Consider the following 25,628-nt stretch of genomic DNA (forward strand, 5'->3'; position numbering starts at 1 on the left):
CCGGTGAACCGCGGTGTCTGCCCCTGCCGGAGCTGTCGAAGACTTGGCCGCCTGTGTTTTGGATTGTATTTATCCGAGCCGCTTGGCTATTGTGCTCGCCATATTGCAGCGCGCTTCGAGGCAGGGTGGATGCATTTCCTCCGCCAGCCGGTTTCGGAGCGGATATTAAGCGATAGTTCTGGGTCTTTGAGGCAATTGAGGCTGTGTCGGCGTTGAAAACCGGAAAGGAGCCGAGCGGCAGGCCGGCGCTCGCGTTTGGCGTAGCGGATCCTGCCCAGGATGAACCTGTGCCGCTGGCGCATCGCGTGCTTCAGCAAAGCGCGGTTTTTCAATTCACCGATCTGCTGTATCGCGCGCGCAGCCTCGACCAGATCTACGACGCCGCTTTCGATGCCATCAACGACATGCTGGGCTGTACACGCGCAGCGATCATGCGCTTCGATGACAGGACCGCTCTGCGCTTTGTGGCCTGGCGAAGACTATCGGAAGACTATCGAGCCGGTGCCCAGGGCCATTCGCCGTGGCAATCCGGCGAGAAGGAGCCGGCGGCGATTTATGTGGACGACATCGGCAAGGCCGACCTTCCGCCCGACCTTATCGCCCTGATCCGGCACGAGGGTATCGGCGCACTGGCCTTTATTCCGATCATGGTCGGCCAAGACATGGCCGGCAAATTGGTGTTCTACTACGACACGCCCCATCCCTTCACGGATGAGGAGCGTGGAATGGCGCTCATCATTGCTCGCCAACTGGGCTTTGCGATCGAGCGCTATCATAACGACCAGACCGCCCGCCGCTTTGCAGCGCTGGTGGAATCCTCAGACGATGCGATCATCTCCAAGAGTCTCGAAGGGGTCATCGTCAGCTGGAATGCCGGGGCCGAGCGTCTGTTCGGCTATACCGCCTCCGAGGCGGTCGGCCGATCGGTGATGATGCTGATTCCGCCCGACCGACATAATGAAGAGCCGGCGATATTGGCACGGATTCGGGCGGGTGAGCGGATCGATCACTACGAGACCATCCGCCGGCGCAAGGACGGCAGCCTGGTCGATATCTCGCTGAGCGTGTCCCCGATCAAGGATGCCGGAGGCGTGATCATCGGGGCCTCCAAAATCGCCCGTGACATCACCGAGCGTCGCAGGGCCCAGGAGCAGCAGCAGCTTCTCCTGCATGAGATGAATCACCGGGTCAAAAATCTGTTTGCCCTTGCCACCAGCATCGTCAATTTGAGCGTGGCTTCCGCCGAAACGCCGGCCATGCTCGCCTCGATCGTGGCCGATCGACTGGGCGCGCTGTCGAGGGCGCATGCGCTGACCCTTGCGTCGAGAACCGCCGATAACGGCTTCAGGAAAACGGCGACGCTGCATGCACTGATCGAAGCGATCCTGGCTCCCTATGTGGAAGGCCCGCAGGGGGAGCGCAGGCGGTTTACGGTCGAAGGGCTGGATATCGAACTTGCGGAGAACGTGGTGACGCCGGTTGCGCTTCTCCTGCATGAGTTCGCGACGAATGCTGCCAAATATGGCAGTTTTTCCACGCCGACAGGCCGCGTGGCCATCGAGTGCCGGCGCCGGGGCGGCGATGCCGTGATCGTATGGCGCGAGACCGGCGGTCCACAGGTACAACCATCGGACGCCGAGGGTTTCGGCAGCCGTCTCGTGCGGCTGGCCGCCAGCCAGTTCGGCGGATTTTCACGCGAATGGCATCCTGAAGGACTGGTCATCGAACTGACGATGGACCTGAGCCGGGTCGGCCCCTGAGTCCGGCCGGGCATACCAGGGGAACCTAAAGCCTTCTGCTTGGTTCTTGTTGCGCATTCGGAACATGAGGGATGCGCGATGGGAAGAATAGTCGGGGCCCTTGCCGGCCTTTTGCTTCTTGCTGGTGTGGCGAGTGCGCAGACCACCAGCACCGCTCTACCCCCACAGGGCAGTCTGAAATTGTCGCAGATCATCGCCAAGGTCGAAGCTCGGGATGGCTTCGCCTATATTTCTGAGATCGAGTGGAGCCAGAGCGGCTATTATGAGGTCACCTATATGACCACCGACAAGGCCAAGGTCGAGCTGCATCTCGATCCCATGTCCGGCGCGACGCGATAGGGCACTCCCCCGCCTGAGAGCGGGCACCGGCCGCGCCTGGCTGAAGAACATGCCGGGACCGGCCGGTGTCATGCAGCGACTTGCCAGCGGGGTGATTGCTCGGCGCGAGCCCCCTCACCAACAAGGACATTGGCGCGATGGAAGAGCGGATCATCGATGGCGAGGGGGTGCGGATCCGGACTCAGGCCTTTGGGCATCTGGACGATCCACCCGTCCTCCTGATCGCCGGCGCGTTCGCATCGATGGTCTGGTGGCCGGAAGATTTCGTGGAATTGCTTTCCTCGGGCGGGCGCTATGTCATCCGTTACGACAACCGGGACACCGGCGGGTCGACGGCGTATGCACCCGGAACGGCGAAGTACACGATTGGAGACATGGCCAAGGATGCCATGGCCGTGCTCAGCGGCTACAACCTCCAGGCGGGTCATCTGGTCGGCATGTCGATGGGCGGCGTCATCGCCCAAATGGCGGCCCTCATCAGGCCGCATCGTGTCAGGACGCTGACCGTCATCAATTCCACGCCGCTCGGCGTCGAGTGGCTGCCGCCTCCCCGAGAGGACTACAGGCAGCACATGGCTGCCCTCGGCCATCTCGATTGGAACGACAGGGATCAGGTGGCGGATTTCCTCGCCCGCGACGCCGCGGCTGCTGCCGGCAGCCGCCACCCGCATGATGCCGATGCAACCCGTCGTCTGATCGAAAGGGATCTGGCCAATTCGCCGTCCTTTTCGAGCCTGCAGAACCATTTGGCGGTGGCGGCGCCATCGCCTGTTCAGGCCAGGGCGGCCGATATCCAGGTCCCCACTTTGATCGTGCATGGCACGGCCGACCCGGTGTTTCCGATCGCCCATGCCGATGCCATGGCGACGGCGGTCAAGGGCGCCCGCCTCGTCGCCATCGAGGGTGGCGGCCACGACCTGCACCGCGAGGACTGGCCGCAAATCGTGCGGGAGATCATGCTCCACACCAGCATCATTCACGTCGGAAGGTTGTGAGAGCCGGGCTTGCTCCCCGGGGTCCGGTGCTGAATGCCGTCTGAACGCTCCTCGCTCAGCCGCTTGTGGCGATGCCACAGAGGCAGGACATACCACAGCCCCAGCAGCAACGCGGCCGAGAGGCCGGCAAGCAGATGAGCGAGCCCGTCGCTTCCGGTGATCTTCTGCACGACGACATGGATATCCGCGCACAAGCCGAGAGCCAGAAAGACGGTGGCGGCCAGGACGAGCCGGCTCGCCATCCTGTGAAACTCTTCGGTGTCGCGTCCCCGATAGCCCAGCCGATGGTAGGCCGCCGGAGCCATCAGCAGGATGGTGGACAGCGTGATCAGACCAAGCGCCAGGCCATGCAGGAGCTTGGCGTCCGGCGGGAGGCGTTCGAAGCCCTCGGTCAGGACGATGGCCAGTTGGAAGCCCAGGAGCGCCTGCGCGCCGGGCAGGACCACGCGCGCCTCAGTGAGGACGTGCTCGACCTTGGTGCCGATGGAAGTTTCCTTGGTGGCCGCCATGGGTCGTTCTCGCTGTTGCCTGGATTGAAGGAGCGGCAAGCCGTACCAGAAGCCCAATGCAACGATGGTTGCAGCCGTCGCCGCCGCCACGCCGGTTGTGAAACCGATGACGCGATTTCCGGCTATGTAGAGGTCCAGCCCCAGCGCCGCTGCAAAAGGCAGCAAGCTCGCACCCGTGGCCCATCTGACCGTTTCCTCGACGCCCGGAGCCGCATGCCCTCCATAGGCGATGCGATGATGCGCACTGGGAAGGACGAGCAGACCCAGGACCAGCACCATGATGCAGAGCACGACGATCTCGATGGTCTTCTCACTGGGGGTGAGATGCTCGAATGCATTCTGGAAAGGAGCCTGCAATTGGAACCCGATCAGGATTTGCGCCCCGAGCATTAAGGTACGGGATTCGTCGAGAGCTGCCTTGATCTTGCCCATCTGTGCCTCGCAGCCCGATCGGCAGGCTCATCCGGTGGCGATCGCCAGGGTGGCCAGGCAGAAGGCCAGCACGGCGGCTCCGGGCTTCCAGTCCAGGCCCGGGACCGCAGCGCCGATCACGGCGGCCACGATCGACAATCCCAGTTCCAGACAGGCCAAAAACCACATATGGGCCACTCCCCCTACGGCGAGCGCGACAAGATGGGAAAGCAGCAGAAAGACTGCGATCAGCGTCAGCCTCACGAAGCCTTCGTAAGCCTGACGATGCTCGGCGAAGTCGAAGGATTTTCTCTCCGGTTGCATCATTGCAGCCTCCGTCGTCCACGTATGAAATCTGGGCCCGATCCTCTCCGGCAGCCGGAGGCCCATACTGCTTCCAGGGTCATGGCGGGCCGGGCCCCGGGCATAGCTGGTGATGGCGGTTGCCGATCGCTTTTCTAAGCCGGCTACGGCACGTTTGTTCCCCGCGCATCGACAGATTGTCTGAAGGCAGGGTCGTCGGGGCGTTTGCGATCCGGCTGCATCTCGGCGATCGCCTTATTTCCCGAGCACGCCGTGGATCTTGCGCAAATCCTCGATGAAGGCAGCGCGTGCGCGTTCGGCCGCATCGGAGTCAGGAATACGCAGCAGGTAGCTGGGATGGACGGTCACGAGGATCTGAAGCCCGTCAGGACCGGGCAGGATTTGGCCGCGCTGCTTCATTACGCCCACGGCCCGCCCCAGTAAGGCCCGCACGGCCGTCGCGCCAAGGGCCACTGCCAGGCGGGGCTTGAGGATCTTCAATTCCTTGTCGAGCCACCATTTGCAGGCCTGGACCTCACCGGCATTGGGTCTTTCATGGATCCTGCGTTTGCCTCGGCGCTCGAATTTGAAATGCTTCACGGCGTTGGTGACGTAACATTCGTCGCGGTCGAGTTCCGCTTCCTGGAGGCATTGGTCCAGCAGGCGCCCGGCCGGCCCGACGAAGGGGTGCCCCTGGCGATCCTCCTGATCGCCCGGCTGCTCGCCGACCAGAACCAGCCGGGCGTGGTCGCTGCCTTCTCCCGTCACCACCTGGGTGGCATGTTTGTAAAGGTCACAGCGCTGGCACCCGGCAGCCAGCCGACGGATTTCGGCCAGCGTGGCGATCTCTCCCGGATCGCCATCCCGGGATTCCGCCGCGGTTGGGGAAGGCGTAGACGCGTCCCTTCGAGCTTGCCGAGCCATCAGCGATCCGAACCATCCGCAGGGCGGGGGGGAGGCCCTTTGTCCGGTGCTCGTTTGACGCCTCCGCCGGGTTTGCTATGGGCGCGACGTTCCTCCGGATCGGTCGGGGGTTTCACCTTGTCGAACCGATATTCCTCACGCTCGGTGCTGTAGGGCTGGTCACGTTCCCTGTCCGTATGCTTCGGCCGTCGGGTCATGATGTCTTCCTCACACGTCAGACACGGCATCAGGCATTGTGGGCTTCATGGCGCTTGCGCGTGGCAGCGGCCTTCTTTGCGGATGCGGAGCGCTCGGCCGCCGACCGGGAGGCGGAAGCTTCCCCTCCCGCCTTGCCGCCCTTGCGGGACGCCGGATGGCTGGTGGATTTGCCGTGTCCCGAGCCGCCTGCTTTCTTGCCGCCGCCATCATCCTTGTTGACGGTGGCCCAGGCGCGCCTTTCGGCCTCCTTTTCGGACACGCCGCGTGCTTCATAGCCTTCGGCGATATGATCGGCCTTGCGTTCCTGCTTGTCGGTATATTTCGATTTGTCTCCACGGGGCATGATGCGCCTCCTTTATGCGGACCTTTCTAACCGGCACGGCCGTGCCTGGTTCCCGATTCTGCTCGGCATAGTGGTCATCGCGGCTTGCGCGGGATGGCGGCGGATGGAGGAACCGGCGCCGCCATCGGCGGTTCGGACATCATGTGCAAGCCCGCCGAAAGGAGATTTCCATGCCCGATATCAGGCAAGCTCGGATCCTCATTCTCGCCACGCATGGCTTCGAACAATCGGAACTCGTCGAACCGCGTGATCAACTGCGCAATATCGGGGCCGAGGTAGACGTCGCCACGCCCGATGGCCTGCCTATTCGTGGCTGGAATGCGACCGATTGGGGGGAAACCGTCGAGGCGGATCTCAAGATAGGGGAGGCCAGCCCGGAAGACTATGACGCTCTCGTGCTGCCCGGCGGCGTGATGAACCCGGATAAGCTCAGGACGGACGACACGGCCATCGACACCGTCCGCAATTTCATCGATACCGGCAAGGTCGTCGCGGCCATCTGCCACGCGCCCTGGCTTCTGGTCCAGGCCGATGCCATTCGAGGCCGCGACGTGACATCCTATCAATCCATCCGGAGGGATGTCGAGAATGCCGGCGGTCTGTGGATGGATCGGGACGTCGTCGCGGATAACGGCATCGTCACCAGTCGCGGACCACAGGACATTCCGGCTTTCGTGGCGAAGATCGTCGAGGAAATCCAGGAAGGCCTACATCACCGGGCACGGGCGATCTGATCAGACTGTCTGCTCCTTGGTCACCAGAAGATGCAATGCCGCTTCGGCGCGGCGCCGATAGCTGCTCGAACGGGCTTTCGTGAAGGCGTCGTGCAGCCGGCCGGTCTTGAAGGAGTCGATGATCAGAGCCGGCACGTAGCTCTTGCGGGCGACCGCCGGCGTGTTGACGAGATGACCTGATACCTGCCGCATGACGGCGGCGATCTGGCGTTTCCGGCCGGCTATGCTGTTGGCCGGCGTCAGGGCCGCCAGTTCCTGAACGGCCCATTTGCTAGCGCCGAGCAAACGCAGATCCTTTGCCGTAACGTCGAGGCCGGAAATGCTGCGCAGATAGGCGTTGATGTCCTCGGCCTCGATGGGATGGCGGGTACCGTCTGCATCGACGAACTGAAACAGCCTGGGGCCGGACAGGGTCCGCATGCGATTGAGAGCACGGGCGAGGGCGGGATCTTCCGTCCTGCGGCGTATGGGCTTGCCGCCCTTGCCGCGAAAATTCAGTTCCACCCGGCTTGCCGTGATGGTGACATGCCGTTTGAGCAAGGTAGCGGCGCCATGGCTGCCATTGTCCCGGGCATAGGCGGCGCCCCCGACCCGGATATGCGTGCTGTCTATCAGGGCGACCGCACAGGCAATGGCCTTGTTCCGATCGAGTTTCGGGGAGGCGAGATCGCGGCGGATGGCGGCGCGGATCCTGGGAAGCGTGCGCACCAGCTTCATCATGTTCAAGACTTTGCGGTTTTCTCGCCGGCGTTCCCACTCGGAATGATAGCGATATTGCAGCCGGCCTGCTTCATCCCGGCCGATCGCCTGGATATGGGCCCATTCGTCCGAAGCGATGCGCACCTGGGAATAGGCCGGCGGAATCGCCAGGGCGCGAAACCGTGCCAGGGCCGCCTCGTCCGTAATGCGCCGGCCCGCCGCGTCGACATACAGGAACCCACGCCCGCAACGGCGCCGGCGCACGTCGAGCCGATCGGGCGAGACGATCTTCAATCTTGGCATCGCTTCCTCCACGCAGCAGGTCAACGGCAGAAAAGGGATGGGCTCCGAATGCTGCGGACGGAGCAAGGCCTCCGCTGCGCCGGGAACTCACATGGTCATAAGAGGTTGGGAAAGGAATGCCGCGCCATGGCGCGGTTCAGGCTCTAATGCGAAGGAGCGACTCATGAGGTCCAAACAGGACGGAACCGGCATGCCCCCCTATGCAGCCGAGACCCGGCGTGAAGTCCGTACACTCGGCCCCGGCGGAAGGGGAAATGCTGAAAATCTGGCGGATTCCATCCGGCGCGGCGTTACGCCGGCACGCGTCGGAGAGGCTGCCGAAAGATCGGTCCCCAAACCGGGCGATGCGGAAGAAGGCGGCGCGAACCGCAAGGGGGCGCCGTCGTCTTCCCGGCCGCGCTAAATCATAATCGGCCGAGCAGGAGGAGCAGAAGCAGAATGACGACGACAAGGCCGAGACCGCCGCTGGGCCAATACCCCCAACTGGCCGAATAAGGCCATGTCGGCAAGGCGCCAAGCAGTGCAAGTATAAGTATGACGAGGAGAATTGTGTATAGCATGGCGATCTCCTTTCGATTGGCAGCATATAACTGTCTCTCGTGGGAGATGGTTCCATCGCTGATGTAACTACTGATAAGTTTCTGAATTTTAATTCGGAAACCTTGAAGGCTGTTGGGTGTTCCTTGTGTAGTCTGGCGGAGGTCGGTACCCATTGAGGGCGAGGCCTTGAACACAGGCCGATAATCGGCTCGTCAGTATCTCTCTAAGTGAGGAGAATGCCATGTCCGGTCTTCGTCTTCTGGTGTCGCTGGCGGGTGCTTTCACCATCGCCAAGCTCCTGGATGAAAATCGCCGCTTGCGGATGGAACTCGATGGTCGAATCGCCCGCGAAGCCGCCTTGGATGAGAAGGCCAAGCGCGGATTGGGCGGGGAGCGCCATGCCGGAACCGAGGCGATGCGCTATCCTCCCCGGCAATGGGACGAAGTGGATGAGGCGGCCGATGAATCCTTTCCCGCCAGCGATCCTCCCGCCTTCACTGCCCGCAGCACGACATAGCGGGGCTGCAGAACATTTCGGCTCCTGGAGAGTTTGGTGACGGTCTGGACTATAGGAGGACGACATGGATTGGAATCGTGTGGAAGGAAACTGGAAGCAGCTCAAGGGCCAGGTGAAGGAGCAGTGGGGCAAGCTCACCGACGACGACCTTGATGTCATCGCGGGTCGGCGCGACCAGCTCGAAGGCAAGCTCCAGGAGCGCTATGGCCTCACCAAGGACAGGGTCCGTTCGGAGATCGATTCCTGGTACGCCAACCAGAAATGGCAGTAGACCAACCGCCCCGGCTCACTGCTCGCGTGAGCCGGGGCGTTTTCATGTCTTGAGCGAAGTCAGTGCCCTGGGGTGCGGACCCGTCAATCCACGACATAGATGAAGCGGGTCCGACCCCGCCCGTCGCGGCACCACCAATAGCCGCGCAGCGTATCGTAGCCGCGATCACCCTCGGACGCTTCGATTTCCTTGCTGGCGCGGCTGCGCGCTTCCTCGAGCGTCTCATAACTTTTCTCGTGCACGATCCGCTCATTCGAACCGGGGCCGAGTTGGATGATGTGAAATGCCATGACCTGCTCCTTTCGGGTCAGCGCGGCAGCTGTGGCCTCAAGCCGCGGAAGTGAGGCGCCGGACCGGCTGCCCCAACCGCTCCATCAAGGCCTGAGCGTCATGCGGCGCCTGCAGCTTGTCGGTATTGTCGAAGAAGACGAAGACGTCGCGCCGCTGCGATATGTCCCTGGCCGGCCCTATGAACCGGCTTTCTGGGGGCTTCCTGCCTTGAGCCCATGCCTTGGCCCGTCTTGCCCACAGATCGAGTGCCTTGGCGCCATAGGCACTGCGATAGAGTTCCGTCGACCCATGCAGCCGGCAATAGGTGAAGCTTGACGTGGCGTCCATGGCAAGGGGCCACTCCACGCTGTCGGCACAGACCAGCGCCACGTCGGCGTCCCGCAGCAGGGTGATGAAATCGTCGACGAGGAAACTCTCGTGTCTGATTTCGAGAGCATGCCGTATCGGCTGCCTGGCCGGCGCCTTCAGCCATGGTTCGACGCGAAGCTTGTCGTCATGCTTCCTCGCGGCGTGCAAGGCTGCGTCGGTGTCCCGAGGCAGCTGTTTCAGGAAGGCTGCAAGCAGATCCCGATCGAAGCGGAAATTGGGCGGCAGCTGCCACAGGATCGGCCCCAGCTTATGCCCCAGCCGCAACAGGCCGGAGGCGAGGAAATTGGCGAGCGGCGCCGAAATGTCGCGCAGTCGCTTGACATGGGTGATGAAGCGCGGGCCCTTGACGGCGAATACGAAATCTTCTGGGGTTTGGTCGAACCATCGCCCGTAGGTCGGCGGGGTCTGCAGGCGATAGAAGGTGCTGTTGACCTCTATCGTCCTGAAGACGCGGCTGGCATGGGCAAGCTCTTCCCTGTGCGGCAATCCTTCCGGATAGAAGTCGCCGCGCCAAGGCGCATAGTTCCAGCCCGATATGCCGATACGAATATTTCCCTGGCCCATGCAGCGCCTCCGATGCCTCCGGCCTCGTCAACCAAACCTGCATCGGCCCATGCTGTTCCGGCCTGACGGAGCGGATTCATCGCCTCCGGCGACATGACCCTATGAAGTTCGACATAGGTACGGAACAACCACCGCGATCTTCGCGTTGAACCGGAACATCCCACCATCTCTGCTGTCAAATGAAGGGGATTTTCCTTGTTGGACAATCACGTGACCGAGAACGCGGAGCGGGCTGACATCGTCAAGCTGATCCCAGCCTTGCGGGCCTTTGCGCGCACCTTCTGTCAGGAACCCTCTGACGCCGATGACCTGGTTCAGGAAACTCTTCTTAAGGCTCTCGCCAATATCGACCAATTCGAACCGGGAACCCGTTTGAAGTCCTGGCTCTTTACGATCATGCGCAACAGCTATTGCACAAGAGCCAAGAAGCGCAGCCGCGAGGTGCTGCGTGGGGACGACACGCTATTCGACAGTGCGGCAGTACCCGGCGAGCAGGAATGGAATGTGAGGGTCGGCGAAGTGGGCCGCGCGTTCCAGAGTCTGCCGGACAAATACAAGGAGATCATCGCCCTGATCGTGATCCTGGGCGAGTCCTATGAGAGCGCGGCTGTGATCTGCGGCTGTGCCGTGGGCACGGTCAAGAGCAGGCTCAACCGGGCGAGGGCTCGCCTGAGCTGCGAAATGGGCGAGGTGGATTATAGACAGGCAAGCTAGCGGTGCCCCAGGAGTTTGCTTGGCCCAGCCATGTCGATCCACCCGCTTCCGGCGGGTGGAAACAAGGCCGTGACATGGGTCTCCTTCAGGGCAGGACGCCGATTTCGGCTTCCTTGCAGGCCTCGAGGAAGGCGGCTCGAGCATCGTCGGGCCCCCCGATGCCGGCCATAACATCCAGGCAGGTACGCTGCGCTTCGATGAATTTCGGCCCGATATCGACGGGCCAGTCATTCTGCAGATAGTAGGATGCCTCCTCGGTCGAAGTCAGAATTTTGACGTCTCCGCCCGCAGTTTCGAACTGAACCGGGCGGCTCCAGGGCTGGGTGTCCATGTCATACCTCCTGGTCAACAACCCAAGCAGGGTCGGATGGTTCCGATGAGGCAGGAACGGGGATTGACCCGGCTGCAGCGGAGACGCCTGGGTGGCGCCAAAGGCATCGGGCGGGGCTGCGCTTTTGAGGAACGTATGCGTCAGAAAAAAGTTGGACCGAGAGGCAGATGGAGAAAAGGAGGCTGACATGACCCCCACGGTCGAAAAGGATAATGTCCAGCCGGCACCGCCCGAGGGGCGCGATACGCAAAACATTACGACGGATACCGTCCGGCAGGGGCCGGCGGGATGGCGGGTTCTCTATGTGCTGGTCCTGGGATCGATCGGTGCGGCCCTGGCCTGTTTCGTTGCCTACCTCATCTGGACCTATGTCCGATAGGAGCGGGTTCCACGGCCCTTTCGCTGTGTCGCAGGAGGGCTGCCGTTTGGCGCGGCCCCGACATCGGTGGCCTGCTGGAACAATCGCGCCGACGCCCGGTTGAGGGACGGTTACGAGCGTCGGCTCAAAAGTCTCTCACAACCTTCATCGTCGAGCCCGGAGGTCGATCCATGGCACCACGAGCGAATTGGAAGGGGTTCTTGAAAATCGCGGAGGTCGCGTGCCCGGTTGCGCTCTATACGGCGGCATCGGCTTCCGATCGCATCGTGTTCCACACGCTCAACCGCGCAACCGGCCATCGTGTCCACCGCGTCTTCATCGATGGCGAGAGCGGCAAGACCGTACCACGGGAGGAACAGGTCAAGGGCTATGAGACGGCACCGGGGGAGTATGTCGTGCTGGAGGCCGAGGAAGTCGCCTCGGCGGTGCCGGAAAGCGACAAGACGCTCGCCGTCGAGGCTTTCATTCGATGCCGTGAGATCGACGACGTCTATTTCGACAATCCCTATTATCTCGCGCCAGCCAACAGCGAGGCCCAGGAAGTTTACGCCGTGATCCGCGACGGCATGAGGGCCAGCCAGGTTGCGGCACTGGCTCGAACGGTGCTGTTTCGACGGGTCCGGACAGTACTGATCCGGGCGCACGGAGCGGGGCTGATCGCGACCACGCTCAATTTCGATTATGAGGTGCGCCCGGCCGAGGAGATTTTCGACGAGGTGCCGGATCTCACCATCAAAGGCGAGATGCTGGAGCTGGCCGAGCATATCATCCGGACCAAGTCCGGCAGGTTCGATCCATCGAAATTCGAGGATCGTTATGAAGAGGCCCTCGCCGATCTGGTCAAGGCCAAGATCGAAGGAAAACCGGTCCCGATCCGCAAGGAGCCTGTCCGCGAGAAAGTAGTCGACCTGATGGCCGTGCTGCGGGAGAGCGCCGGACTGGCCGGACGCAAGCCGGCACGCCGGTCTTCGACGCCCGCCAAGGTCGCGCGCAAGACGCCCGCGCGCAAGCCCCGCACCGCCCGGCGCAAGGCGAGCTGACATGGGCACGCTCGAGCCCTATCACCACAAGCGCGATTTCAGGGTGACGCCCGAACCGAAGGGACGGGCGGGGCGCAAGCGCGGCAACAGCTTTGTGATCCAGAAGCACGACGCCAGGCGGCTGCATTATGATTTCCGGCTCGAAATGGATGGCGTGCTCAAAAGCTGGGCGGTGACCAAGGGGCCCAGCCTGGTCCCCGGCGAAAAGCGCCTCGCCGTGCATGTGGAGGACCATCCGCTCGATTATGGAGATTTCGAAGGCACCATTCCCAAGGGGGAGTATGGCGGCGGCACCGTGATTGTCTGGGATCGCGGGACCTGGCAGCCGATCGGGGATCCGCATCGGGGTTACGACAAGGGGCATCTGGAATTCGAGCTGAAGGGCGAAAAGCTCGCCGGCCACTGGCACCTGATCCGCATGCGCGGCAAGCCGCGCGAGAAACGCGAGAACTGGTTGCTGATCAAGGGCGAGGATGAAGCCGCGCGTCCGCCGGACGCTCCTGACATTCTGGAGGAGCGGCCGGAATCGGTGAAGACGGGGCGCGAGGTCGCCGAGGTCGCTGGCGAAGAGCCGGGTTGGTCATCCAAGACGGGCAGGATTGCGCCCAAGCGTAAGGCCAGCCGGCGGTCGGGAGGTCGCCATCAGCCCGGCGCCGTTTCCGACCCGGCCTCCATCAAGGGGGCCAAGAAGGCGCCGATGCCGGACTTCGTCGAGCCGACGCTCGCGACGCTGGTTGCCAAGGCCCCGACGGGTTCCGACTGGATTCACGAGATCAAATTCGATGGCTATCGCCTCCAGGCGCGCATCGAGGCGGGACGGGTCAAGCTTCTGACCCGCAGCGGGCTGGATTGGACCAGAAAGTTCGGCGAGCCGGTACGGGCTGCGCTGCAGGCCTTGCCGGTCGGCTCGGCGCTGCTCGACGGCGAACTGGTGGTCGAGGCTGCGACGGGCGCCTCGGATTTTTCCACCCTGCAGGCGGATCTGAGCGAGGGGCGCTTCGACCGCTTCGTCTATTACGGCTTCGACCTCCTCTATCTCGACGGCTATGACCTCAGGGCGCTGCCGCTCATCCGGCGCAAGGCGCTCCTGCAGGAATTGCTGGCTCGGGCCGCAAAGGAAATCCGCTTTTCCGATCATTTCGAGGAGAGCGGTGCCATGGTCCTCCGCCATGCCTGCCGGCTGAGCCTCGAAGGCGTCGTCTCCAAGCTTCGCGTCGCGCCCTACCAGTCGGGGCGGGGCCGGAGCTGGGTGAAGTCAAAATGTTCGGCACGCCAGGAATTCGTGGTCGGCGGCTATGTGCCGTCCACCACCTCCCGAACGGCGATCGGATCGCTCGTTCTCGGCGTCTACCAGGGGGACGACCTGGAGCCGGTCGGCCGCGTCGGTACCGGCTTCACCCGTTCGGTCGCCGAAGACTTGTATCGGCGCCTGGAGGGCATGCGGGTCAAGCAAAGCCCGTTCGGCCGGCCGCTCACGGCGGAGGAGGGCCGGCAGGTGCGCTTCACGCGCCCCGAACTGGTGGCCGAAGTGGAATTCCGGGCCTGGACGGCCGATCGTCATCTGCGCCATGCTGCCTTTCGCGGCCTTCGAGAGGACAAGCCGGCGAAAGAAGTCGTCAGGGAGACCAGGAAAAAGGCAGGGACCATGGCTGGAGTACCGCGCCGAACCGTGAAGCTCACCCACCCAGACCGGCTCTACTGGCCGGAGCAAGGCGTGACGAAGGAAGGACTTGCCGATTATTACGCCGATGTGTGGCGCGTCGTGGCGCCCTTCGTAGTCGGCCGGCCTCTGGCCTTGCTGCGCTGCCCCGATGGGATAGAGGGACCTCGTTTCTTCCAGAAACATGCCTGGAAGGGCCTGAACGAGCATATTCTCGAGGTGAACGATCCCAAGGACCGCGACGGCCAGCCCCTGATCGCGATCGAGGATCTCGACGGCCTGATCGGTCTGGTCCAGGCGGCTGTCCTGGAGATACACCCCTGGGGATCGACGCTTGCCGACTGGGAGCGGCCCGACATGATCACCATGGACCTCGATCCCGGTGACGACGTCGCCTGGACCGAGGTGATCGCGGCCGCCGAAGAGGTCAAGGAACGTCTCGAACAGGCGGGGCTCGCCGCCTTCGTGAAGACGTCGGGCGGCAAGGGGCTGCATGTTGTCGCCCCCCTCAAGCCGAAAGCCGGCTGGCCGAAGGTCAAGGCCTTCACCAAGGGCCTTGCCGACGCCATGGCGGCTGACAGTCCGGATCGTTTCGTCTCCACCATCACCAAGGCGAAACGCCATGGCAAGATCCTGATCGATTATCTGCGCAACCAGCGCGGCTCCACGGCGGTCGCGCCCTATTCGACGCGGGCGCGCCCTGGCGCGGCCGTCTCCATGCCTGTCGCCTGGGAGGAACTGGCGCCCGCGATCGGGCCCGCCTATTTCACCGTGACGAATACGCCGACGCGGCTGGCGGCTCTTGCCGCCGATCCCTGGGCGGATTTCCGCGAAGCGGCCGTGCCACTCGAGACCCGCGCTGCGCGCAAGGCGGCTTGAGAAGGGTACGCGGCCGCGATCGGCGCGGGATCAGTGCCGTGCCTCGCGCGCCAGGCTCTTGCGCAGGGCATCCATGATGCTGACGACCTTGCCGGGGGCTTCGCTCTTGGGCCGGGCCGCGGCCCGAGGCCGTCCTTTTTTCTTGGCGGCGATAATTTCGAGGAGGCGCTCCTGCACAGGGTCGCGGACCATGCTCCGGTTCCAGGGCCTGGTGCGCCCGTCGATCAGTTTTTGCATGAGCTGCATCGTGGGGCGATCGGGGCTGACATCGCCGAGATTGCCGAAATAGGCGTCCGGGTTGCGCACCTCGTCACCGTAACGCAGGGTCCACACCACGATGCCCTTGTCGCGAGGTTCCAGCATCACCGCGCGTTCGCGCCGGTACATCACCAGGCGGGCAATGCCGACCATCTGCGTCGTCGCCATGGCGTCGCGAATGACCGCGAAAGCCTCCTCGCCGACAGGATCGTCCGGCGTCAGATAATGAGGCTTGTCGAGCCAGATCCATTCGATCTCGTCACGCGGCGTGAAGAGATCGATGTCGATGGTGCGGGTGCTCTCCAGGGCGACGGCCTCGATCTCGTCGTCATCGAGCATGACATAATCGTCCTCACCGCGCTGATAGCCCTTGATCTCGTCTTCTTCGTCCACGCGTTTGCCGGTGACCGCATCGACATATTGGCTGACGATGCGATTGCCTGTCGCCCGGTTGAGGGTATGGAAACGCACCTTTTCGCTTTCCGAGGTCGCCGGCGTCAGGGCCACCGGGCAGGTGACCAGTGAGAGCTTGAGGTAACCTTTCCAGAACGCGCGAGAAACCATGGGGTTTTCTCCTGGGGCCGAACAAATGTTTAGGCCTGAATGCCTGTTTGTGCCTGCACTGTGTTGCGATCGATCCTCACGGCGGCTTCCCCTATGGCTCCCGCAGGAAGGTTTCGGCGTTCGTCGTCACCGCATGCGGCCAGGCACGCTCGGTGATGCGTGCTTCCGGATCGAGCTGGCCATCGGAGATGACGTGCCAGACCGTGTTGAGGCGGTCGCCGCGCAACAATCCGCTGTAGGAACACAGAAGATCCCCGCCGACGGTCGAGGCCGTGAAGGCAAAGCTGATGCAATGTCCCAGATGGGTGCCGCAGACAGCGATTTCGGTGCCGTAGAAGCCGCTCTCGAGGAGTGCCGTCTTGAAAGTGCCGGCGATCCTGCCATCCGCGTCCTCGGTCACATTGAGGACCGATCCATATTGGTTCTTCCATCTGCCGACCCAACCCATTCCAGTCCTCCTGATCAGCTCTCCGACGTCGCCGGCGCCGTCCCGCCGGGCAAATGAGGCGATGGCACCGATGGGATGGCGTGCTTTGGGCACGTTCGCCAAAGATATTCCTGAAGAAGAACGAGCTTCGGCGAGGATTGTTTCATGCCGCGGCGGACGCCCGGGGCGCTTGGGAGGAGCAGCGGCAAGGCCAGATACGCTTGCCTCTGGCGACGGCCGGGAACTTCACCTCCATCGGGTGGTTAGAACCAGGCTTTCACGTGAGTGCACCGCAATGATGGATATCCGCGAAAATATGGAAGTCGTCGATGCCAATGATCAGCATGTCGGCATCGTCGAAAAAGTCGAAGGCACCATGATCAAACTGAGCAGCGAGGAGATACTGGATCCCAGGAAACCTTTCCTAGACATCTCCCAGGTTTCCGCCGTCGAGGGAAACAAGGTCAAGCTGCGGCAGAAGGTGTCGGCCGTCGCGACGCGTGCCTTCCTGTCTCCCGAGGAATAGGCGCTGAAAGGCCGATCTTCCGGCAATCGGCCTGGAGGCGGGGCCATGCTCCAACCACGTGCTCTCCTCCAGGTCGTTGCAGCAGCCATCTCGCTGCAGCAGGCATCGGCAAACGGAGCAGATGAAGTCAGGAGCGTTTTCCGCCTACCCTGAGAGCGCAAGGTACAAGGAGAGCGTCGCGACGGACAAGACGGTCGTTGCCAGGACGACACGGCTGGTGACCAAGGCTTGCCGTCCGTAGAATTCGGCGAGCATGAAGGGGCCCGTGCCGGTCGGCAGGGCCGCGAGAAGGACCGCGATGCGGACCGCCTCCGGTGCCAGGCCGAGGATGGGCGCCGCAATCACCCAGGTCACGACGGGGTGGGCTACCAGCTTCAGTCCGATCAGCAGCGCCTCGACCCTTTGTCCCGCCTTCGCACTTCGGCCGGCGCTGTCCGCCAGGAAAAGCCCGAGCGCGATGAGCGCACATGGGGAAGCGGCGCCGCCCAGCAATTTCAAAAATTTATCGAGGGTCTGAGGAAGCGGCCAGCCCGAAACCATCACCATCGCTCCGAGAGCCGGCGCGACCAGCAGGGGATTGCGGATCAAGGCGAGCAGCGTCTTGCGGGCGATGTCCCGCCGGCGCGCCTGGGACTGGAGGCTGGCCTCGATCAGCACGATGGCCACGGCAAACAGGACACAGACGGTCACGATGGTCGCGACCAGGGTCGGCGCCATGCCGGATTGCCCGACGACCGTGAGGATCAGCGGGAAGCCCATGAAGCCGGTATTGGCGTAGCCGGCGTTGAGGCCATCGATCGCCGCATCGGCCAGATGGGAGCCCTGCCTCAAGCGGATCCCCAGCGCGAGGACGAAGATGAGGGCGCAGCCCAGGGCAAAGGCCAGAATGAAGCCGGGCTGCCAGATCTGGGCCGGATCTGCATTTGCCATGATGTCGAACAGCAGTGCCGGCAGCGCCAGATAGACCACGAGCCGGTTCACCTCGCGCGTGGCATGCGGACCAAGCGCGTTGCTGCGCCGCGCGAGCCAGCCCGCGAGGATCAGCGCAAAGACGGGCAGGACGATGAGAAGATTGGAAAGCATGGCATGCCCGATCAGGGTGCCTTCTTTCATAGGAGCGGCAATCGATATAATCCAATCCAATCCGAGGCCCCTATCAATGCGTTGGAGGTATCGATGGATTCGCGCCAGATGCGCTATTTCGTGGCACTCGCCGAGACCTTGCATTTCGGCCGGGCGGCCGCCCGATTGCATATGACCCAACCGCCTTTCAGCCGGCAGATCGCCAATCTGGAGCGCGAGCTCGGCGTGCAGCTGGTGGAACGAAGCTCGCGCCATGTCACCCTGACGCAGGCCGGGGAAAGGTTCCTGGCGGATTCCCGCGCGGTCCTTGCCCGGTTCGAGGATGCCTGCCGCGACGCCAGGCTGGTGGCGGAAGGCCAGAAGGGCGAATTGCGCCTGGGCTTCATGATGCATGCCGCCCATCGCATCGTGCCGCAGATCGTCAGTTCCTATGCCAGGCTGAGGCCGGAGATTCGCGTCGTTCTCCTGGAGACGACGCCCGCCGAGATCGAGCACAGGCTGCTCGGCGGCGAGCTCGACGCCGCCATCACCTTTGCCGGCCGGCCATTTCCCCGATTGCGCACGGTGCCCGTCATCACGGACCATCTGTGCCTCATCGTTCCCAGCGGACATCCTCTCGCCGGGCGGGATTCCATCGTTCCTCACGATTTGGAGACCGAGGAATTGATCGCTGCTCCCGCAACCGTGGCGCCGATACTGCGCGAGGCCATCGCGGGCTATTTCGAGAAGGCCGGCATCGTTCCGCGATTTCGCTATGAACCCCAGTTGCAGCACACCATCGTCCGCCTCGTGGCGGCTCGACTGGGCGTGGGCCTGGTGCCGGCATCAATATGCGACGAAGCGGTCGTGGACGTTGTACCCCGAGCCCTTGTGGCTGCGCCGACCTTGAAGGTGGTTCTCTCGGTTCCGGTTGACTCCGACAATCCCGCCATCGCACCCCTGATCGACATCGTCCGGGATCGGAAGGAGCCGGCGGCTGCCGAAAGGCCCGTGACCCGGTCGAGGCGCTGAGCTGAATGCCCTATGACGGTAGTCGTCACTACAATCGCGACACCGTTTCCTTCGTCATTGCGAGCGCAGCGAAGCAATCCAGTCTCGGTAAAATGCGTGGCTCGTGGCTCCTGGATTGCTTCGCTGCGCTCGCAATGACGCGACCCCAGGGTCTCTGCCACATCACGACAATAGGGCTATGCGGCCAGGCCGCCTTGCCGCTCGATGAAGGCGATGACGTCGTCGAGCCCGATGCGCCGGCGCATGTCGGTGAACACGAAAGGCCGCTGGCCGCGTTGCTTCTCGGTATCCGCGCGCATGACATCGAGGTCGGCGCCGACATGGGGGGCAAGATCCATCTTGTTGATGATCAGGAGATCGGAGCGCGTGATACCGGGGCCGCCCTTGCGCGGGATTTTCTCGCCTGCTGCGACGTCGATGACGTAGAGCGTGATATCGGCGAGGTCCGGCGAGAAGGTCGCCGCCAGATTGTCGCCGCCGGATTCGATGAAGACGACGTCGAGGTCGGGAAAACGCCGGCGCATTTCGGCGATCGCCGCCAGATTGATCGAGGCGTCCTCGCGAATGGCGGTATGGGGGCAGCCGCCTGTCTCGACACCGATGATGCGGTCCTGGGGAAGCGCCTGCACCCGGTTGAGGATGAGCTCGTCTTCTTTGGTGAAGATGTCGTTGGTGACGACGGCGACCGAATAGCTTTCGCGCATCGCCTTGCACAGCATTTCGGTGAGGGTGGTCTTGCCGGCGCCGACCGGGCCGCCGATGCCCACCCGCAAGGGACCATTGACCGAATTGGGACCGTTGCTGGCATTCATGAGCGGAAAATCCTTGAATATTGGGTTTCGTGCCGCATCGAAACGATGTCGGACATCAGGGTGCAGGCGCCGAGGTCGTCGAGCGTCGCCAGCGAGGCGCGTCGTGCCGTCGTCAGGATGATCGGTTCGAGCGCCGCGAGTGACAGGACCCCGTCGCGCTGTCCGAGCGGAACCAGCCGGATGGCGGCCTGGATCAGATTGGCGGTGAAGGCGTGAAGGAAGCCGGCCAGCGCCTGGTCGAGCGCGATGCCATGGCGCGCGGCGGCCTGGCCGATGGCGACGGCATAGGGAGTGGGTCCGATTGCCTCGCCGGTCCAGTGGGCGACGGCTTGCCCGAAGGCCTCGCCCTGCAGCATGGTTTCACGATGGCGCTCGCGCGTGCCGGCCATGGCCTCGGCGAGTTCCGCGATGGCGGCGCAACTCTCTCCTCGCGAGGCCAGGCGCCAGGCCTCGGCCAGGAGTATGGCGTCGTTCCAGCCGGAGCCCGACTGGACGATTTCGCTCAGCCAGTCGGTGAGCGCGGATCGGTCCTCGATCAGGCCATCGTGGACCGCTCGTTCCAGGCCATGGCTGTAGGCGAAGGCACCGACCGGGAAGGCCGGCGACAGCCAGCTCAGCAAGCGCACCAGATGCGCCGTGCCGTCAGTCATGACGATGCCCGTGGTCGTGATGGTGGCCGTGGGCGTGACCGTGGTAGGCGCCGTGCACGGGCTGGAAGCCGGCGACCACCTCCTGGATTTCGGCTCCGAGGCCTTCCAGCATGGACCGGATCACGCGGTCGCGTTCGATCAGGATGACGTCGGCGCCGATTTCGGCGGCGAGATGGCGGTTGCCGAGGTGCCAGGCCAGATGGGCAAGCGGACAGTGCCGGCCGGGCCTGACCGCGTAGAGCTCCTCGGGCGCTGCGAGGATGGTCAGGGTGCGTCCGTCTTCCAGCACGAGGGCGTCGCCATCGGCGAGCAGCACGGCTTCAGGCAGGTCGACCATGACGATATCGCCCTGATCGGTGATGAGCCGCTTGCGCCGCAGATGGCGGCCCCTGTGGTCGAGCGTGAGGGTGCCGACGGGGAGCCGGCTGTCATGGCGGCAGTGGGATGTGGCGTGCAGCATGGTCAGAACAGGAAATAGCGTTGGGCCATCGGCAGTTCGGTTGCCGGCGGGCAGGTCAGGAGTTCGCCATCGGCGCGGACTTCATAGGTCTCGGGATCGACTTCCATGTGCGGCAGGGCATCGTTCAGCACCATGGAGCGCTTGGAGATGCCGCCGCGCGTGTTCTCGACCGCCGCCATCGGCTTGGCGACGCCAAGCCGTTCCTTAAGTCCGCCGGCAAGCGCCGCTCTGCTGACGAATGTCAGGGAAGAGGCGGCCGGAGCACCGCCGAAGCTGCCGAACATCGGGCGGTAATGCATCGGCTGCGGCGTCGGGATCGAGGCGTTGGGATCGCCCATCGGGGCCGCGGCGATGGTGCCGCCCACCAAGACCATCTCCGGCTTGACTGCGAAGAAGGCCGGGTTCCACAGGACGAGATCGGCGCGCTTGCCGACTTCGATCGAGCCGACATAGGCCGACAGTCCCTGGGCGATGGCCGGGTTGATGGTGTATTTGGCGATATAGCGGCGCACCCGGAGATTGTCGTTGTCGCCGCTCTCGCCGGGCAGGCGCCCGCGCTGCAGCTTCATCTTGTGGGCGGTCTGCCAGGTGCGGATCAGGACCTCGCCGACGCGGCCCATCGCCTGGCTGTCGGACGAAATGATCGAGAAGGCGCCGATGTCGTGGAGGATGTCCTCCGCCGCGATGGTCTCCTTGCGGATGCGGCTTTCGGCAAAGGCGATGTCCTCGGCTATCGCCGGCGACAGATGATGGCAGACCATCAGCATGTCCAGATGCTCGGCGATCGTGTTGTGGGTATAGGGCCTGGTCGGGTTGGTCGAGGACGGCAGCACGTTGGGCAGGCCGCAGACCTTGATGATATCGGGCGCATGGCCGCCGCCGGCGCCTTCGGTGTGGAAGGCATGAATGGTGCGCCCCTTGAAGGCGGCGACCGTATCTTCCACGAAGCCGCTCTCGTTGAGCGTGTCCGTGTGGATCATCACCTGCACGTCGTAGTCGTCGGCCACGCCGAGGCAATTGTCGATGGCCGCCGGCGTCGTGCCCCAGTCCTCATGCAGCTTGAGCGCGCAGGCGCCGCCCTCGATCATCTCGACCAGGGCCTCCGGCCGCGAGGTGTTGCCCTTGCCAGACAGCCCCAGATTGATCGGGAAGGCGTCGAAGGAGCGGATCATGCGGGCCAGGTGCCAGGGGCCGGGCGTACAGGTGGTGGCGAGCGTGCCGTGGGCCGGGCCGGTGCCGCCGCCCAGCATGGTGGTGACGCCCGACATCAGCGCTTCCTCGATCTGCTGCGGGCAGATGAAATGGATATGCGCGTCGACGCCGCCGGCCGTGAGGATCTTGCCTTCGCCGGCAATGATCTCGGTGCCGGGCCCGATGACGATGGTGACGCCGGGCTGGATGTCGGGATTGCCGGCCTTGCCGATCGCCACGATCAGGCCGTCCCGCAGGCCGACATCGGCCTTGACGATGCCCCAGTGATCGAGGATCAGCGCATTGGTGATGACAGTGTCGACGGCGCCGGCGGCCCGGCTCGCCTGGCTCTGGCCCATGCCGTCGCGGATCACCTTGCCGCCGCCGAATTTCACCTCCTCGCCGGGTATGGTGAAGTCCTTTTCCACCTCGATGAAAAGCTCGGTATCGGCCAGCCTGACGCGATCGCCGACCGTCGGCCCGTACATTTGCGCATAGGCGGCGCGGGAAAGAGAAACGGGCATCACAGGGCTCCCATGATCTTGCTCTGAAAGCCGAAGATGACGCGCTTGCCGCCGATCGGGATCAGCCGCACCTGCCGCTGCTGTCCCGGCTCGAAGCGAACGGCCGTGCCGGCGGGAATGTCGAGCCGCATGCCGCGCGCCGCGTCCCGGTCGAACAGCAGCGCCGCATTGACTTCGAAGAAGTGATAGTGGGAACCGACCTGGATGGGCCGGTCGCCGGAATTGGCGACCACCAGAACGCTCGCCTGTGCGCCGGCGTTCAGCTCGATGTCACCCGCCATCGGCAGGACTTCGCCCGGGATCATGGTCTAGCCTCCCACCATCAGGGCCAGGCCGGCGAGGGCGGTCAGCCCCCCGGCGAAGCGCGTGACGAGCCTGCCGGCCTTGTCGCCGGCGAGGCGGGCGATCGCGGGCCCGAGCAGCACGCCGGCCGCATGCAGCAGGGCCGTCGCCAGGGCAAAGCCGACAAGGAAGGGCGTGGCGCTTGCTTCACCCAGTTCGCTGCCATGAGCGAAGCCGTGGAACAGGGCGAAGAATCCGACGACGATCATGCCCATCGGCATCGGTACCTTGAATGCCGTCAGGGCGAGCAGGCCGAGCACCACGACCGAGGCGGCGATCGCCGGCTCGATGAAGGGCAGGGGCATGCCGGTGAGGGACGCGCCGAAGCCGGCCATCATGACCAGGACGAAGGTCGCCGGCACCGCCCACAGCGCCCGCCCGCCGAGCTGGGCAGCCCACAGGCCGACTGCGACCATCGCCAGCACGTGATCCGCGCCCGAAAGAGGATGCAGGAAACCGGTGGAGAAGGAGGCATGCTCGGCCGGATTGATATGGGCCATGGCCGGCGTGGCACTGAGCATGGCGGCGAATGCGATGAGATATTTCTTCATTCTAGCCTCTGAAGCGTTGCCCTTGCCATGCCCGGGCTTGAACTGGGCATCCAGGGATTTGGGTCGTCATTGCCCGAAAGAGGGGCTGAATTGCCGGGTCAAGCCCGGCAATGACAAAGATCGAGTTTGTTCGGTTCACCTGTCCTCCGGCGACCTATCGGATGGGTTCGTGCACAGTGACCAGCTTTGTCCCGTCCGGGAAGGTCGCTTCCACCTGCACGTCGTGGATCATCTCGGCGATGCCGGGCATGACCTGTTCGCGCGTCACCACATGGGCACCCGCTTCCATGAGATCGGCGACGGTACGGCCGTCCCGCGCACCCTCGACCACGAAATCGGTGATGAGGGCGATCGCCTCGGGATGGTTGAGCTTGACGCCGCGTTCGAGGCGCCGGCGCGCCACCAGGGCTGCCATGGCTATCAGGAGCTTGTCTTTTTCGCGGGGCGTGAGGTTCATGCGGGGTCCGGTGGTTGGAGGCAGAGCGGGCGCTCACCTTGCAGGCGGTGGCGCTGGGTTGGAGTGTCGATCTTCAGATCGACATCCCTTTCTTGCAAATGTGAGGTTTTCGAGAATGTCGATCTGAAGATCGACATTCCACCTTCCGTGCGTTTTCGATTGAGGGAACGGCATCATGGCCTCTAGAGCTGCCACACTTTCGGCAGGGGACGGCCGGCGAGCAGAAACGACAGAAGGGGCTCGAGGCGACGCCGGAGCGCCAGGCTGTCTTCGGCCAAAAGGCGCACCAGGAGCTTGCCGCCCCAGGCGCTGGCGCCGCCATGGCTGCCGATGATCTCGCGCACCTCTTCGACCCGCTCCTCGGGCTCCGGGCAGATGGCGAGAACCGTGGCCATGGCTCGTTTTCCTCCCAGCGTCGCGGAGGCGGCAAGGCGGCTGGCGATATCGCCCTCGATGCGGAAATCATCGGCGAAGATCGGCTTGCCGCTGTGGCGCACCCGCCAGCGATCCTTGAGCGCGCCGCTGCGCACCACTTCGCCCATGGCGGCGCGGCCGAACAGCACGGCCTCGACGGCGAGCAGTTCGGCGCCGTCGGCCAGATCGATCTCGAGACGCCGGACGAGGCGGCCGCCGTCGAACAGGATAGTCTCCTGCGGCAGCCATGCCAGGCGGGCGCCGGCCTCGGCGACCAGCCGGTTGACCACCACCGCGTCCTCGCCCGTCGAGCGGTAGATGCGTTCGCAGGCTTGGGTTGTGATGGTGGCCGAACTCCCCGGTCCGGCCACGACCTCGAAGGAAAGACTATCGCCACCGGTCAGCCCGCCCGCCGTGTTGATGAGGATGGCCTCCGGCTGTGCTCCAGGCAGCGGTTGCGGCAATCTTACCTTGGCGCACCCCTCCTGATAGAGGGTCGCGAGCCTGGTAGCCCCGGCACGCCGGCGAAAGGCGAGGCGCGCGACGCCTTCGGCCCGTTCGAGGCGGGGCGAAGCCTTCCTGAGCTCAGAGCAGGAGATGTCGGCGTACATCTGGCTTGTCCAGGTCGGCGGCATCGCCAGAAAAGACGATCTCGCCGCGATCCATGATGACGATACGATCGGCCAGTTCGCGCGCGAAGTCGAGATATTGCTCGACCAGGAGGATCGTCATGCCCATTTTGTCGCGCAGGAACGCGATGGCCCGGCCGATATCCTTGATCACGGAGGGCTGGATGCCTTCCGTCGGCTCATCCAGCAGCAGGAGCTTGGGCCGGGTCACCAGCGCCCGGCCGATGGCGAGCTGCTGCTGCTGGCCTCCCGAAAGGTCGCCGCCCCGGCGCTGCAGCATCTGGGCGAGCACCGGAAACAGGTCGAATATATGGGCCGGAATGCTGCGATCGGCACGTTTGAGCGGGGCGAAGCCGGTCTGAAGATTTTCCTTCACCGTCAGCAGGGGAAAGATTTCACGGCCCTGAGGCACGAGGGCGATGCCGAGCCTGGCCCTGTCATGGGCGGGGCTGCGGCCGAGTGGCTTGCCTTCGAAACTGACGGTACCGGCGCTCGGCCGGTGCTGGCCGGCGATGGTGCGCATCAGGCTGGTCTTGCCGACCCCATTGCGGCCGAGGATGCAGGTGACCTTGCCGGCGTCGGCCTGCAGCGACACGCCGCGCAGCGCCTGGGCGGCACCATAGTGAAGAGTGAGATCACTGACGGACAACAACATC

Annotated in this window: 33 protein-coding genes; 12 read left to right on the forward strand and 21 right to left on the reverse strand. The window is 63.9% G+C overall.

Annotated elements, in window-relative coordinates:
- The first annotated feature begins 203 nt into the window (after positions 1-203).
- From J8I29_RS18030 to J8I29_RS18040, 3 genes are all read left to right on the forward strand, one after another.
- Positions 204-1,760, forward strand: coding sequence for a PAS domain S-box protein (locus J8I29_RS18030; protein ID WP_105860257.1), 1,557 nt, complete (start codon positions 204-206; stop codon positions 1,758-1,760).
- A gap of 78 nt (positions 1,761-1,838) precedes the next feature.
- A complete protein-coding gene (locus tag J8I29_RS18035) occupies positions 1,839-2,099 on the forward strand; it encodes a PepSY domain-containing protein (RefSeq protein WP_068290161.1) in 261 nt (86 codons plus the stop codon).
- A gap of 137 nt (positions 2,100-2,236) precedes the next feature.
- Positions 2,237-3,094 (forward strand): alpha/beta hydrolase, encoded by an 858-nt coding sequence (locus J8I29_RS18040; protein WP_209432721.1) that lies wholly within the window; start codon positions 2,237-2,239, stop codon positions 3,092-3,094.
- Here the strand turns inward: J8I29_RS18040 and J8I29_RS18045 are convergent.
- From J8I29_RS18045 to J8I29_RS18060, 4 genes are all read right to left on the reverse strand, one after another.
- A complete protein-coding gene (locus J8I29_RS18045) occupies positions 3,076-4,035 on the reverse strand; it encodes a DUF6328 family protein (RefSeq protein ID WP_105860258.1) in 960 nt (319 codons plus the stop codon). The two genes, J8I29_RS18040 and J8I29_RS18045, sit on opposite strands and share 19 nt — an antisense overlap.
- 27 nt (positions 4,036-4,062) lie before the next feature.
- Positions 4,063-4,341: an aa3-type cytochrome c oxidase subunit IV gene (locus J8I29_RS18050; protein ID WP_105860259.1), complete on the reverse strand. Its 279-nt coding sequence runs from the start codon at positions 4,339-4,341 to the stop codon at positions 4,063-4,065.
- 231 nt (positions 4,342-4,572) lie between these two features.
- The gene (locus tag J8I29_RS18055; protein WP_209432722.1) at positions 4,573-5,241 is read right to left on the reverse strand and encodes a UdgX family uracil-DNA binding protein; all 669 of its coding nucleotides are present in this window, start codon (positions 5,239-5,241) and stop codon (positions 4,573-4,575) included.
- Positions 5,242-5,467: 226 nt separating this feature from the next.
- Positions 5,468-5,782: a plasmid stabilization protein gene (locus tag J8I29_RS18060; protein ID WP_105860261.1), complete on the reverse strand. Its 315-nt coding sequence runs from the start codon at positions 5,780-5,782 to the stop codon at positions 5,468-5,470.
- 170 nt (positions 5,783-5,952) lie between these two features.
- Here J8I29_RS18060 and J8I29_RS18065 point away from each other — a divergent pair, with 170 nt between their 5' ends.
- Complete coding sequence (locus J8I29_RS18065; protein WP_209432723.1) at positions 5,953-6,516, forward strand: type 1 glutamine amidotransferase domain-containing protein; 564 nt, start codon at positions 5,953-5,955, stop codon at positions 6,514-6,516.
- On the opposite strand, the gene J8I29_RS18070 is transcribed toward J8I29_RS18065, so the two are convergent.
- On the reverse strand, positions 6,517-7,518 hold the full coding sequence (locus J8I29_RS18070; protein ID WP_209432724.1) for a DNA topoisomerase IB: 1,002 nt from the start codon (positions 7,516-7,518) through the stop codon (positions 6,517-6,519).
- 404 nt (positions 7,519-7,922) lie between these two features.
- The gene (locus tag J8I29_RS18075) at positions 7,923-8,078 is read right to left on the reverse strand and encodes a DUF3309 family protein (protein WP_105860264.1); all 156 of its coding nucleotides are present in this window, start codon (positions 8,076-8,078) and stop codon (positions 7,923-7,925) included.
- A gap of 221 nt (positions 8,079-8,299) precedes the next feature.
- On the opposite strand from J8I29_RS18075, the gene J8I29_RS18080 reads away from it, so the two are divergent.
- On the forward strand, positions 8,300-8,575 hold the full coding sequence (locus J8I29_RS18080) for a hypothetical protein (protein ID WP_105860265.1): 276 nt from the start codon (positions 8,300-8,302) through the stop codon (positions 8,573-8,575).
- A gap of 64 nt (positions 8,576-8,639) precedes the next feature.
- Complete coding sequence (locus J8I29_RS18085; RefSeq protein WP_105860266.1) at positions 8,640-8,846, forward strand: CsbD family protein; 207 nt, start codon at positions 8,640-8,642, stop codon at positions 8,844-8,846.
- 83 nt (positions 8,847-8,929) lie between these two features.
- Here J8I29_RS18085 and J8I29_RS18090 read toward each other — a convergent pair whose 3' ends face one another.
- Positions 8,930-9,136 (reverse strand): hypothetical protein, encoded by a 207-nt coding sequence (locus J8I29_RS18090; RefSeq protein ID WP_105860267.1) that lies wholly within the window; start codon positions 9,134-9,136, stop codon positions 8,930-8,932.
- A 37-nt stretch (positions 9,137-9,173) separates the two neighbouring features.
- Entirely contained in the window at positions 9,174-10,070 is an 897-nt protein-coding gene (locus J8I29_RS18095; RefSeq protein WP_209432725.1) for a DUF72 domain-containing protein, read from the reverse strand.
- A gap of 210 nt (positions 10,071-10,280) precedes the next feature.
- Here J8I29_RS18095 and J8I29_RS18100 point away from each other — a divergent pair, with 210 nt between their 5' ends.
- On the forward strand, positions 10,281-10,784 hold the full coding sequence (locus J8I29_RS18100) for a sigma-70 family RNA polymerase sigma factor (RefSeq protein WP_105860639.1): 504 nt from the start codon (positions 10,281-10,283) through the stop codon (positions 10,782-10,784).
- 85 nt (positions 10,785-10,869) lie between these two features.
- Here the strand turns inward: J8I29_RS18100 and J8I29_RS18105 are convergent, their stop codons facing one another.
- Positions 10,870-11,115 carry a DUF982 domain-containing protein gene (locus J8I29_RS18105; RefSeq protein ID WP_209432726.1) on the reverse strand — a complete coding sequence of 82 codons (246 nt, stop codon included), beginning with the start codon at positions 11,113-11,115 and terminating at the stop codon, positions 10,870-10,872.
- 187 nt (positions 11,116-11,302) lie between these two features.
- Here J8I29_RS18105 and J8I29_RS18110 point away from each other — a divergent pair, with 187 nt between their 5' ends.
- The 3 genes from J8I29_RS18110 to ligD all read left to right on the forward strand — a co-directional run bounded on the left by J8I29_RS18110 (position 11,303) and on the right by ligD (position 15,073).
- Positions 11,303-11,494: a hypothetical protein gene (locus J8I29_RS18110; RefSeq protein ID WP_209432727.1), complete on the forward strand. Its 192-nt coding sequence runs from the start codon at positions 11,303-11,305 to the stop codon at positions 11,492-11,494.
- A gap of 170 nt (positions 11,495-11,664) precedes the next feature.
- Positions 11,665-12,534, forward strand: a complete 870-nt coding sequence (locus J8I29_RS18115; protein ID WP_209432728.1) for a Ku protein — start codon at positions 11,665-11,667, stop codon at positions 12,532-12,534.
- Position 12,535: 1 nt separating this feature from the next.
- On the forward strand, positions 12,536-15,073 hold the full coding sequence (ligD, locus tag J8I29_RS18120) for a DNA ligase D (RefSeq protein WP_209432729.1): 2,538 nt from the start codon (positions 12,536-12,538) through the stop codon (positions 15,071-15,073).
- Positions 15,074-15,103: 30 nt separating this feature from the next.
- Here the strand turns inward: ligD and J8I29_RS18125 are convergent, their stop codons facing one another.
- Positions 15,104-15,895 carry a Ku protein gene (locus J8I29_RS18125; RefSeq protein ID WP_209432730.1) on the reverse strand — a complete coding sequence of 264 codons (792 nt, stop codon included), beginning with the start codon at positions 15,893-15,895 and terminating at the stop codon, positions 15,104-15,106.
- Between the two features lie 91 nt (positions 15,896-15,986).
- Positions 15,987-16,343, reverse strand: coding sequence for an avidin/streptavidin family protein (locus tag J8I29_RS18130; protein ID WP_209432731.1), 357 nt, complete (start codon positions 16,341-16,343; stop codon positions 15,987-15,989).
- Positions 16,344-16,428: 85 nt separating this feature from the next.
- On the opposite strand from J8I29_RS18130, the gene J8I29_RS18135 reads away from it, so the two are divergent.
- The gene (locus J8I29_RS18135; RefSeq protein ID WP_181160968.1) at positions 16,429-16,848 is read left to right on the forward strand and encodes a DUF2171 domain-containing protein; all 420 of its coding nucleotides are present in this window, start codon (positions 16,429-16,431) and stop codon (positions 16,846-16,848) included.
- Positions 16,849-16,992: 144 nt separating this feature from the next.
- On the opposite strand, the gene J8I29_RS18140 is transcribed toward J8I29_RS18135, so the two are convergent.
- Positions 16,993-17,931, reverse strand: a complete 939-nt coding sequence (locus tag J8I29_RS18140; protein WP_209432814.1) for an AEC family transporter — start codon at positions 17,929-17,931, stop codon at positions 16,993-16,995.
- Positions 17,932-18,024: 93 nt separating this feature from the next.
- Between J8I29_RS18140 and J8I29_RS18145 the strand changes: the two genes are divergently transcribed.
- Positions 18,025-18,942, forward strand: coding sequence for a LysR substrate-binding domain-containing protein (locus tag J8I29_RS18145; protein WP_209432732.1), 918 nt, complete (start codon positions 18,025-18,027; stop codon positions 18,940-18,942).
- Between the two features lie 176 nt (positions 18,943-19,118).
- Here the strand turns inward: J8I29_RS18145 and ureG are convergent, their stop codons facing one another.
- From ureG to urtE, 9 genes are all read right to left on the reverse strand, one after another.
- Positions 19,119-19,754 (reverse strand): urease accessory protein UreG, encoded by a 636-nt coding sequence (gene ureG, locus J8I29_RS18150; RefSeq protein WP_209432733.1) that lies wholly within the window; start codon positions 19,752-19,754, stop codon positions 19,119-19,121.
- Complete coding sequence (locus tag J8I29_RS18155; RefSeq protein ID WP_209432734.1) at positions 19,751-20,404, reverse strand: urease accessory protein UreF; 654 nt, start codon at positions 20,402-20,404, stop codon at positions 19,751-19,753. The genes ureG and J8I29_RS18155 overlap by 4 nt, the downstream gene beginning before the upstream one ends.
- Positions 20,397-20,864, reverse strand: a complete 468-nt coding sequence (locus J8I29_RS18160; RefSeq protein ID WP_209432735.1) for an urease accessory protein UreE — start codon at positions 20,862-20,864, stop codon at positions 20,397-20,399. Before J8I29_RS18160 ends, J8I29_RS18155 begins: the two co-directional genes overlap by 8 nt.
- Before the next feature lie 2 nt (positions 20,865-20,866).
- A complete protein-coding gene (gene ureC / locus J8I29_RS18165) occupies positions 20,867-22,579 on the reverse strand; it encodes an urease subunit alpha (protein ID WP_209432736.1) in 1,713 nt (570 codons plus the stop codon).
- A complete protein-coding gene (locus J8I29_RS18170) occupies positions 22,579-22,884 on the reverse strand; it encodes an urease subunit beta (RefSeq protein WP_105860281.1) in 306 nt (101 codons plus the stop codon). The genes ureC and J8I29_RS18170 overlap by 1 nt, the downstream gene beginning before the upstream one ends.
- Before the next feature lie 3 nt (positions 22,885-22,887).
- A complete protein-coding gene (locus tag J8I29_RS18175) occupies positions 22,888-23,472 on the reverse strand; it encodes a HupE/UreJ family protein (protein ID WP_209432737.1) in 585 nt (194 codons plus the stop codon).
- Between the two features lie 154 nt (positions 23,473-23,626).
- Positions 23,627-23,929 carry an urease subunit gamma gene (locus J8I29_RS18180; protein WP_209432738.1) on the reverse strand — a complete coding sequence of 101 codons (303 nt, stop codon included), beginning with the start codon at positions 23,927-23,929 and terminating at the stop codon, positions 23,627-23,629.
- A 182-nt stretch (positions 23,930-24,111) separates the two neighbouring features.
- Positions 24,112-24,954: an urease accessory protein UreD gene (locus tag J8I29_RS18185; RefSeq protein ID WP_105860284.1), complete on the reverse strand. Its 843-nt coding sequence runs from the start codon at positions 24,952-24,954 to the stop codon at positions 24,112-24,114.
- Positions 24,929-25,624: an urea ABC transporter ATP-binding subunit UrtE gene (urtE, locus tag J8I29_RS18190; protein WP_209432815.1), complete on the reverse strand. Its 696-nt coding sequence runs from the start codon at positions 25,622-25,624 to the stop codon at positions 24,929-24,931. The genes J8I29_RS18185 and urtE overlap by 26 nt, the downstream gene beginning before the upstream one ends.
- Positions 25,625-25,628: the final 4 nt, after the last annotated feature.

The organism is Labrys sp. LIt4 (assembly GCF_017813775.1).
GTDB lineage: Bacteria > Pseudomonadota > Alphaproteobacteria > Rhizobiales > Labraceae > Labrys > Labrys okinawensis_A.

Excerpts from the sequence above, each read along its gene's own strand:
- J8I29_RS18035 (WP_068290161.1), top strand. The coding sequence starts at position 1,839 with ATGGGAAGAATAGTCGGGGCCCTTGCCGGCCTTTTGCTTCTTGCTGGT.
- J8I29_RS18040 (WP_209432721.1), top strand. The coding sequence starts at position 2,237 with ATGGAAGAGCGGATCATCGATGGCGAGGGGGTGCGGATCCGGACTCAG.
- J8I29_RS18045 (WP_105860258.1), bottom strand. The coding sequence starts at position 4,035 with ATGGGCAAGATCAAGGCAGCTCTCGACGAATCCCGTACCTTAATGCTC.
- J8I29_RS18050 (WP_105860259.1), bottom strand. The coding sequence starts at position 4,341 with ATGATGCAACCGGAGAGAAAATCCTTCGACTTCGCCGAGCATCGTCAG.
- J8I29_RS18055 (WP_209432722.1), bottom strand. The coding sequence starts at position 5,241 with ATGGCTCGGCAAGCTCGAAGGGACGCGTCTACGCCTTCCCCAACCGCG.
- J8I29_RS18060 (WP_105860261.1), bottom strand. The coding sequence starts at position 5,782 with ATGCCCCGTGGAGACAAATCGAAATATACCGACAAGCAGGAACGCAAG.
- J8I29_RS18065 (WP_209432723.1), top strand. The coding sequence starts at position 5,953 with ATGCCCGATATCAGGCAAGCTCGGATCCTCATTCTCGCCACGCATGGC.
- J8I29_RS18070 (WP_209432724.1), bottom strand. The coding sequence starts at position 7,518 with ATGCCAAGATTGAAGATCGTCTCGCCCGATCGGCTCGACGTGCGCCGG.
- J8I29_RS18075 (WP_105860264.1), bottom strand. The coding sequence starts at position 8,078 with ATGCTATACACAATTCTCCTCGTCATACTTATACTTGCACTGCTTGGC.
- J8I29_RS18080 (WP_105860265.1), top strand. The coding sequence starts at position 8,300 with ATGTCCGGTCTTCGTCTTCTGGTGTCGCTGGCGGGTGCTTTCACCATC.
- J8I29_RS18085 (WP_105860266.1), top strand. The coding sequence starts at position 8,640 with ATGGATTGGAATCGTGTGGAAGGAAACTGGAAGCAGCTCAAGGGCCAG.
- J8I29_RS18090 (WP_105860267.1), bottom strand. The coding sequence starts at position 9,136 with ATGGCATTTCACATCATCCAACTCGGCCCCGGTTCGAATGAGCGGATC.
- J8I29_RS18095 (WP_209432725.1), bottom strand. The coding sequence starts at position 10,070 with ATGGGCCAGGGAAATATTCGTATCGGCATATCGGGCTGGAACTATGCG.
- J8I29_RS18105 (WP_209432726.1), bottom strand. The coding sequence starts at position 11,115 with ATGGACACCCAGCCCTGGAGCCGCCCGGTTCAGTTCGAAACTGCGGGC.
- J8I29_RS18110 (WP_209432727.1), top strand. The coding sequence starts at position 11,303 with ATGACCCCCACGGTCGAAAAGGATAATGTCCAGCCGGCACCGCCCGAG.
- J8I29_RS18115 (WP_209432728.1), top strand. The coding sequence starts at position 11,665 with ATGGCACCACGAGCGAATTGGAAGGGGTTCTTGAAAATCGCGGAGGTC.
- ligD (WP_209432729.1), top strand. The coding sequence starts at position 12,536 with ATGGGCACGCTCGAGCCCTATCACCACAAGCGCGATTTCAGGGTGACG.
- J8I29_RS18125 (WP_209432730.1), bottom strand. The coding sequence starts at position 15,895 with ATGGTTTCTCGCGCGTTCTGGAAAGGTTACCTCAAGCTCTCACTGGTC.
- J8I29_RS18130 (WP_209432731.1), bottom strand. The coding sequence starts at position 16,343 with ATGGGTTGGGTCGGCAGATGGAAGAACCAATATGGATCGGTCCTCAAT.
- J8I29_RS18140 (WP_209432814.1), bottom strand. The coding sequence starts at position 17,931 with ATGCTTTCCAATCTTCTCATCGTCCTGCCCGTCTTTGCGCTGATCCTC.
- J8I29_RS18145 (WP_209432732.1), top strand. The coding sequence starts at position 18,025 with ATGGATTCGCGCCAGATGCGCTATTTCGTGGCACTCGCCGAGACCTTG.
- ureG (WP_209432733.1), bottom strand. The coding sequence starts at position 19,754 with ATGAATGCCAGCAACGGTCCCAATTCGGTCAATGGTCCCTTGCGGGTG.
- J8I29_RS18155 (WP_209432734.1), bottom strand. The coding sequence starts at position 20,404 with ATGACTGACGGCACGGCGCATCTGGTGCGCTTGCTGAGCTGGCTGTCG.
- J8I29_RS18160 (WP_209432735.1), bottom strand. The coding sequence starts at position 20,864 with ATGCTGCACGCCACATCCCACTGCCGCCATGACAGCCGGCTCCCCGTC.
- ureC (WP_209432736.1), bottom strand. The coding sequence starts at position 22,579 with ATGCCCGTTTCTCTTTCCCGCGCCGCCTATGCGCAAATGTACGGGCCG.
- J8I29_RS18170 (WP_105860281.1), bottom strand. The coding sequence starts at position 22,884 with ATGATCCCGGGCGAAGTCCTGCCGATGGCGGGTGACATCGAGCTGAAC.
- J8I29_RS18175 (WP_209432737.1), bottom strand. The coding sequence starts at position 23,472 with ATGAAGAAATATCTCATCGCATTCGCCGCCATGCTCAGTGCCACGCCG.
- J8I29_RS18180 (WP_209432738.1), bottom strand. The coding sequence starts at position 23,929 with ATGAACCTCACGCCCCGCGAAAAAGACAAGCTCCTGATAGCCATGGCA.
- J8I29_RS18185 (WP_105860284.1), bottom strand. The coding sequence starts at position 24,954 with ATGTACGCCGACATCTCCTGCTCTGAGCTCAGGAAGGCTTCGCCCCGC.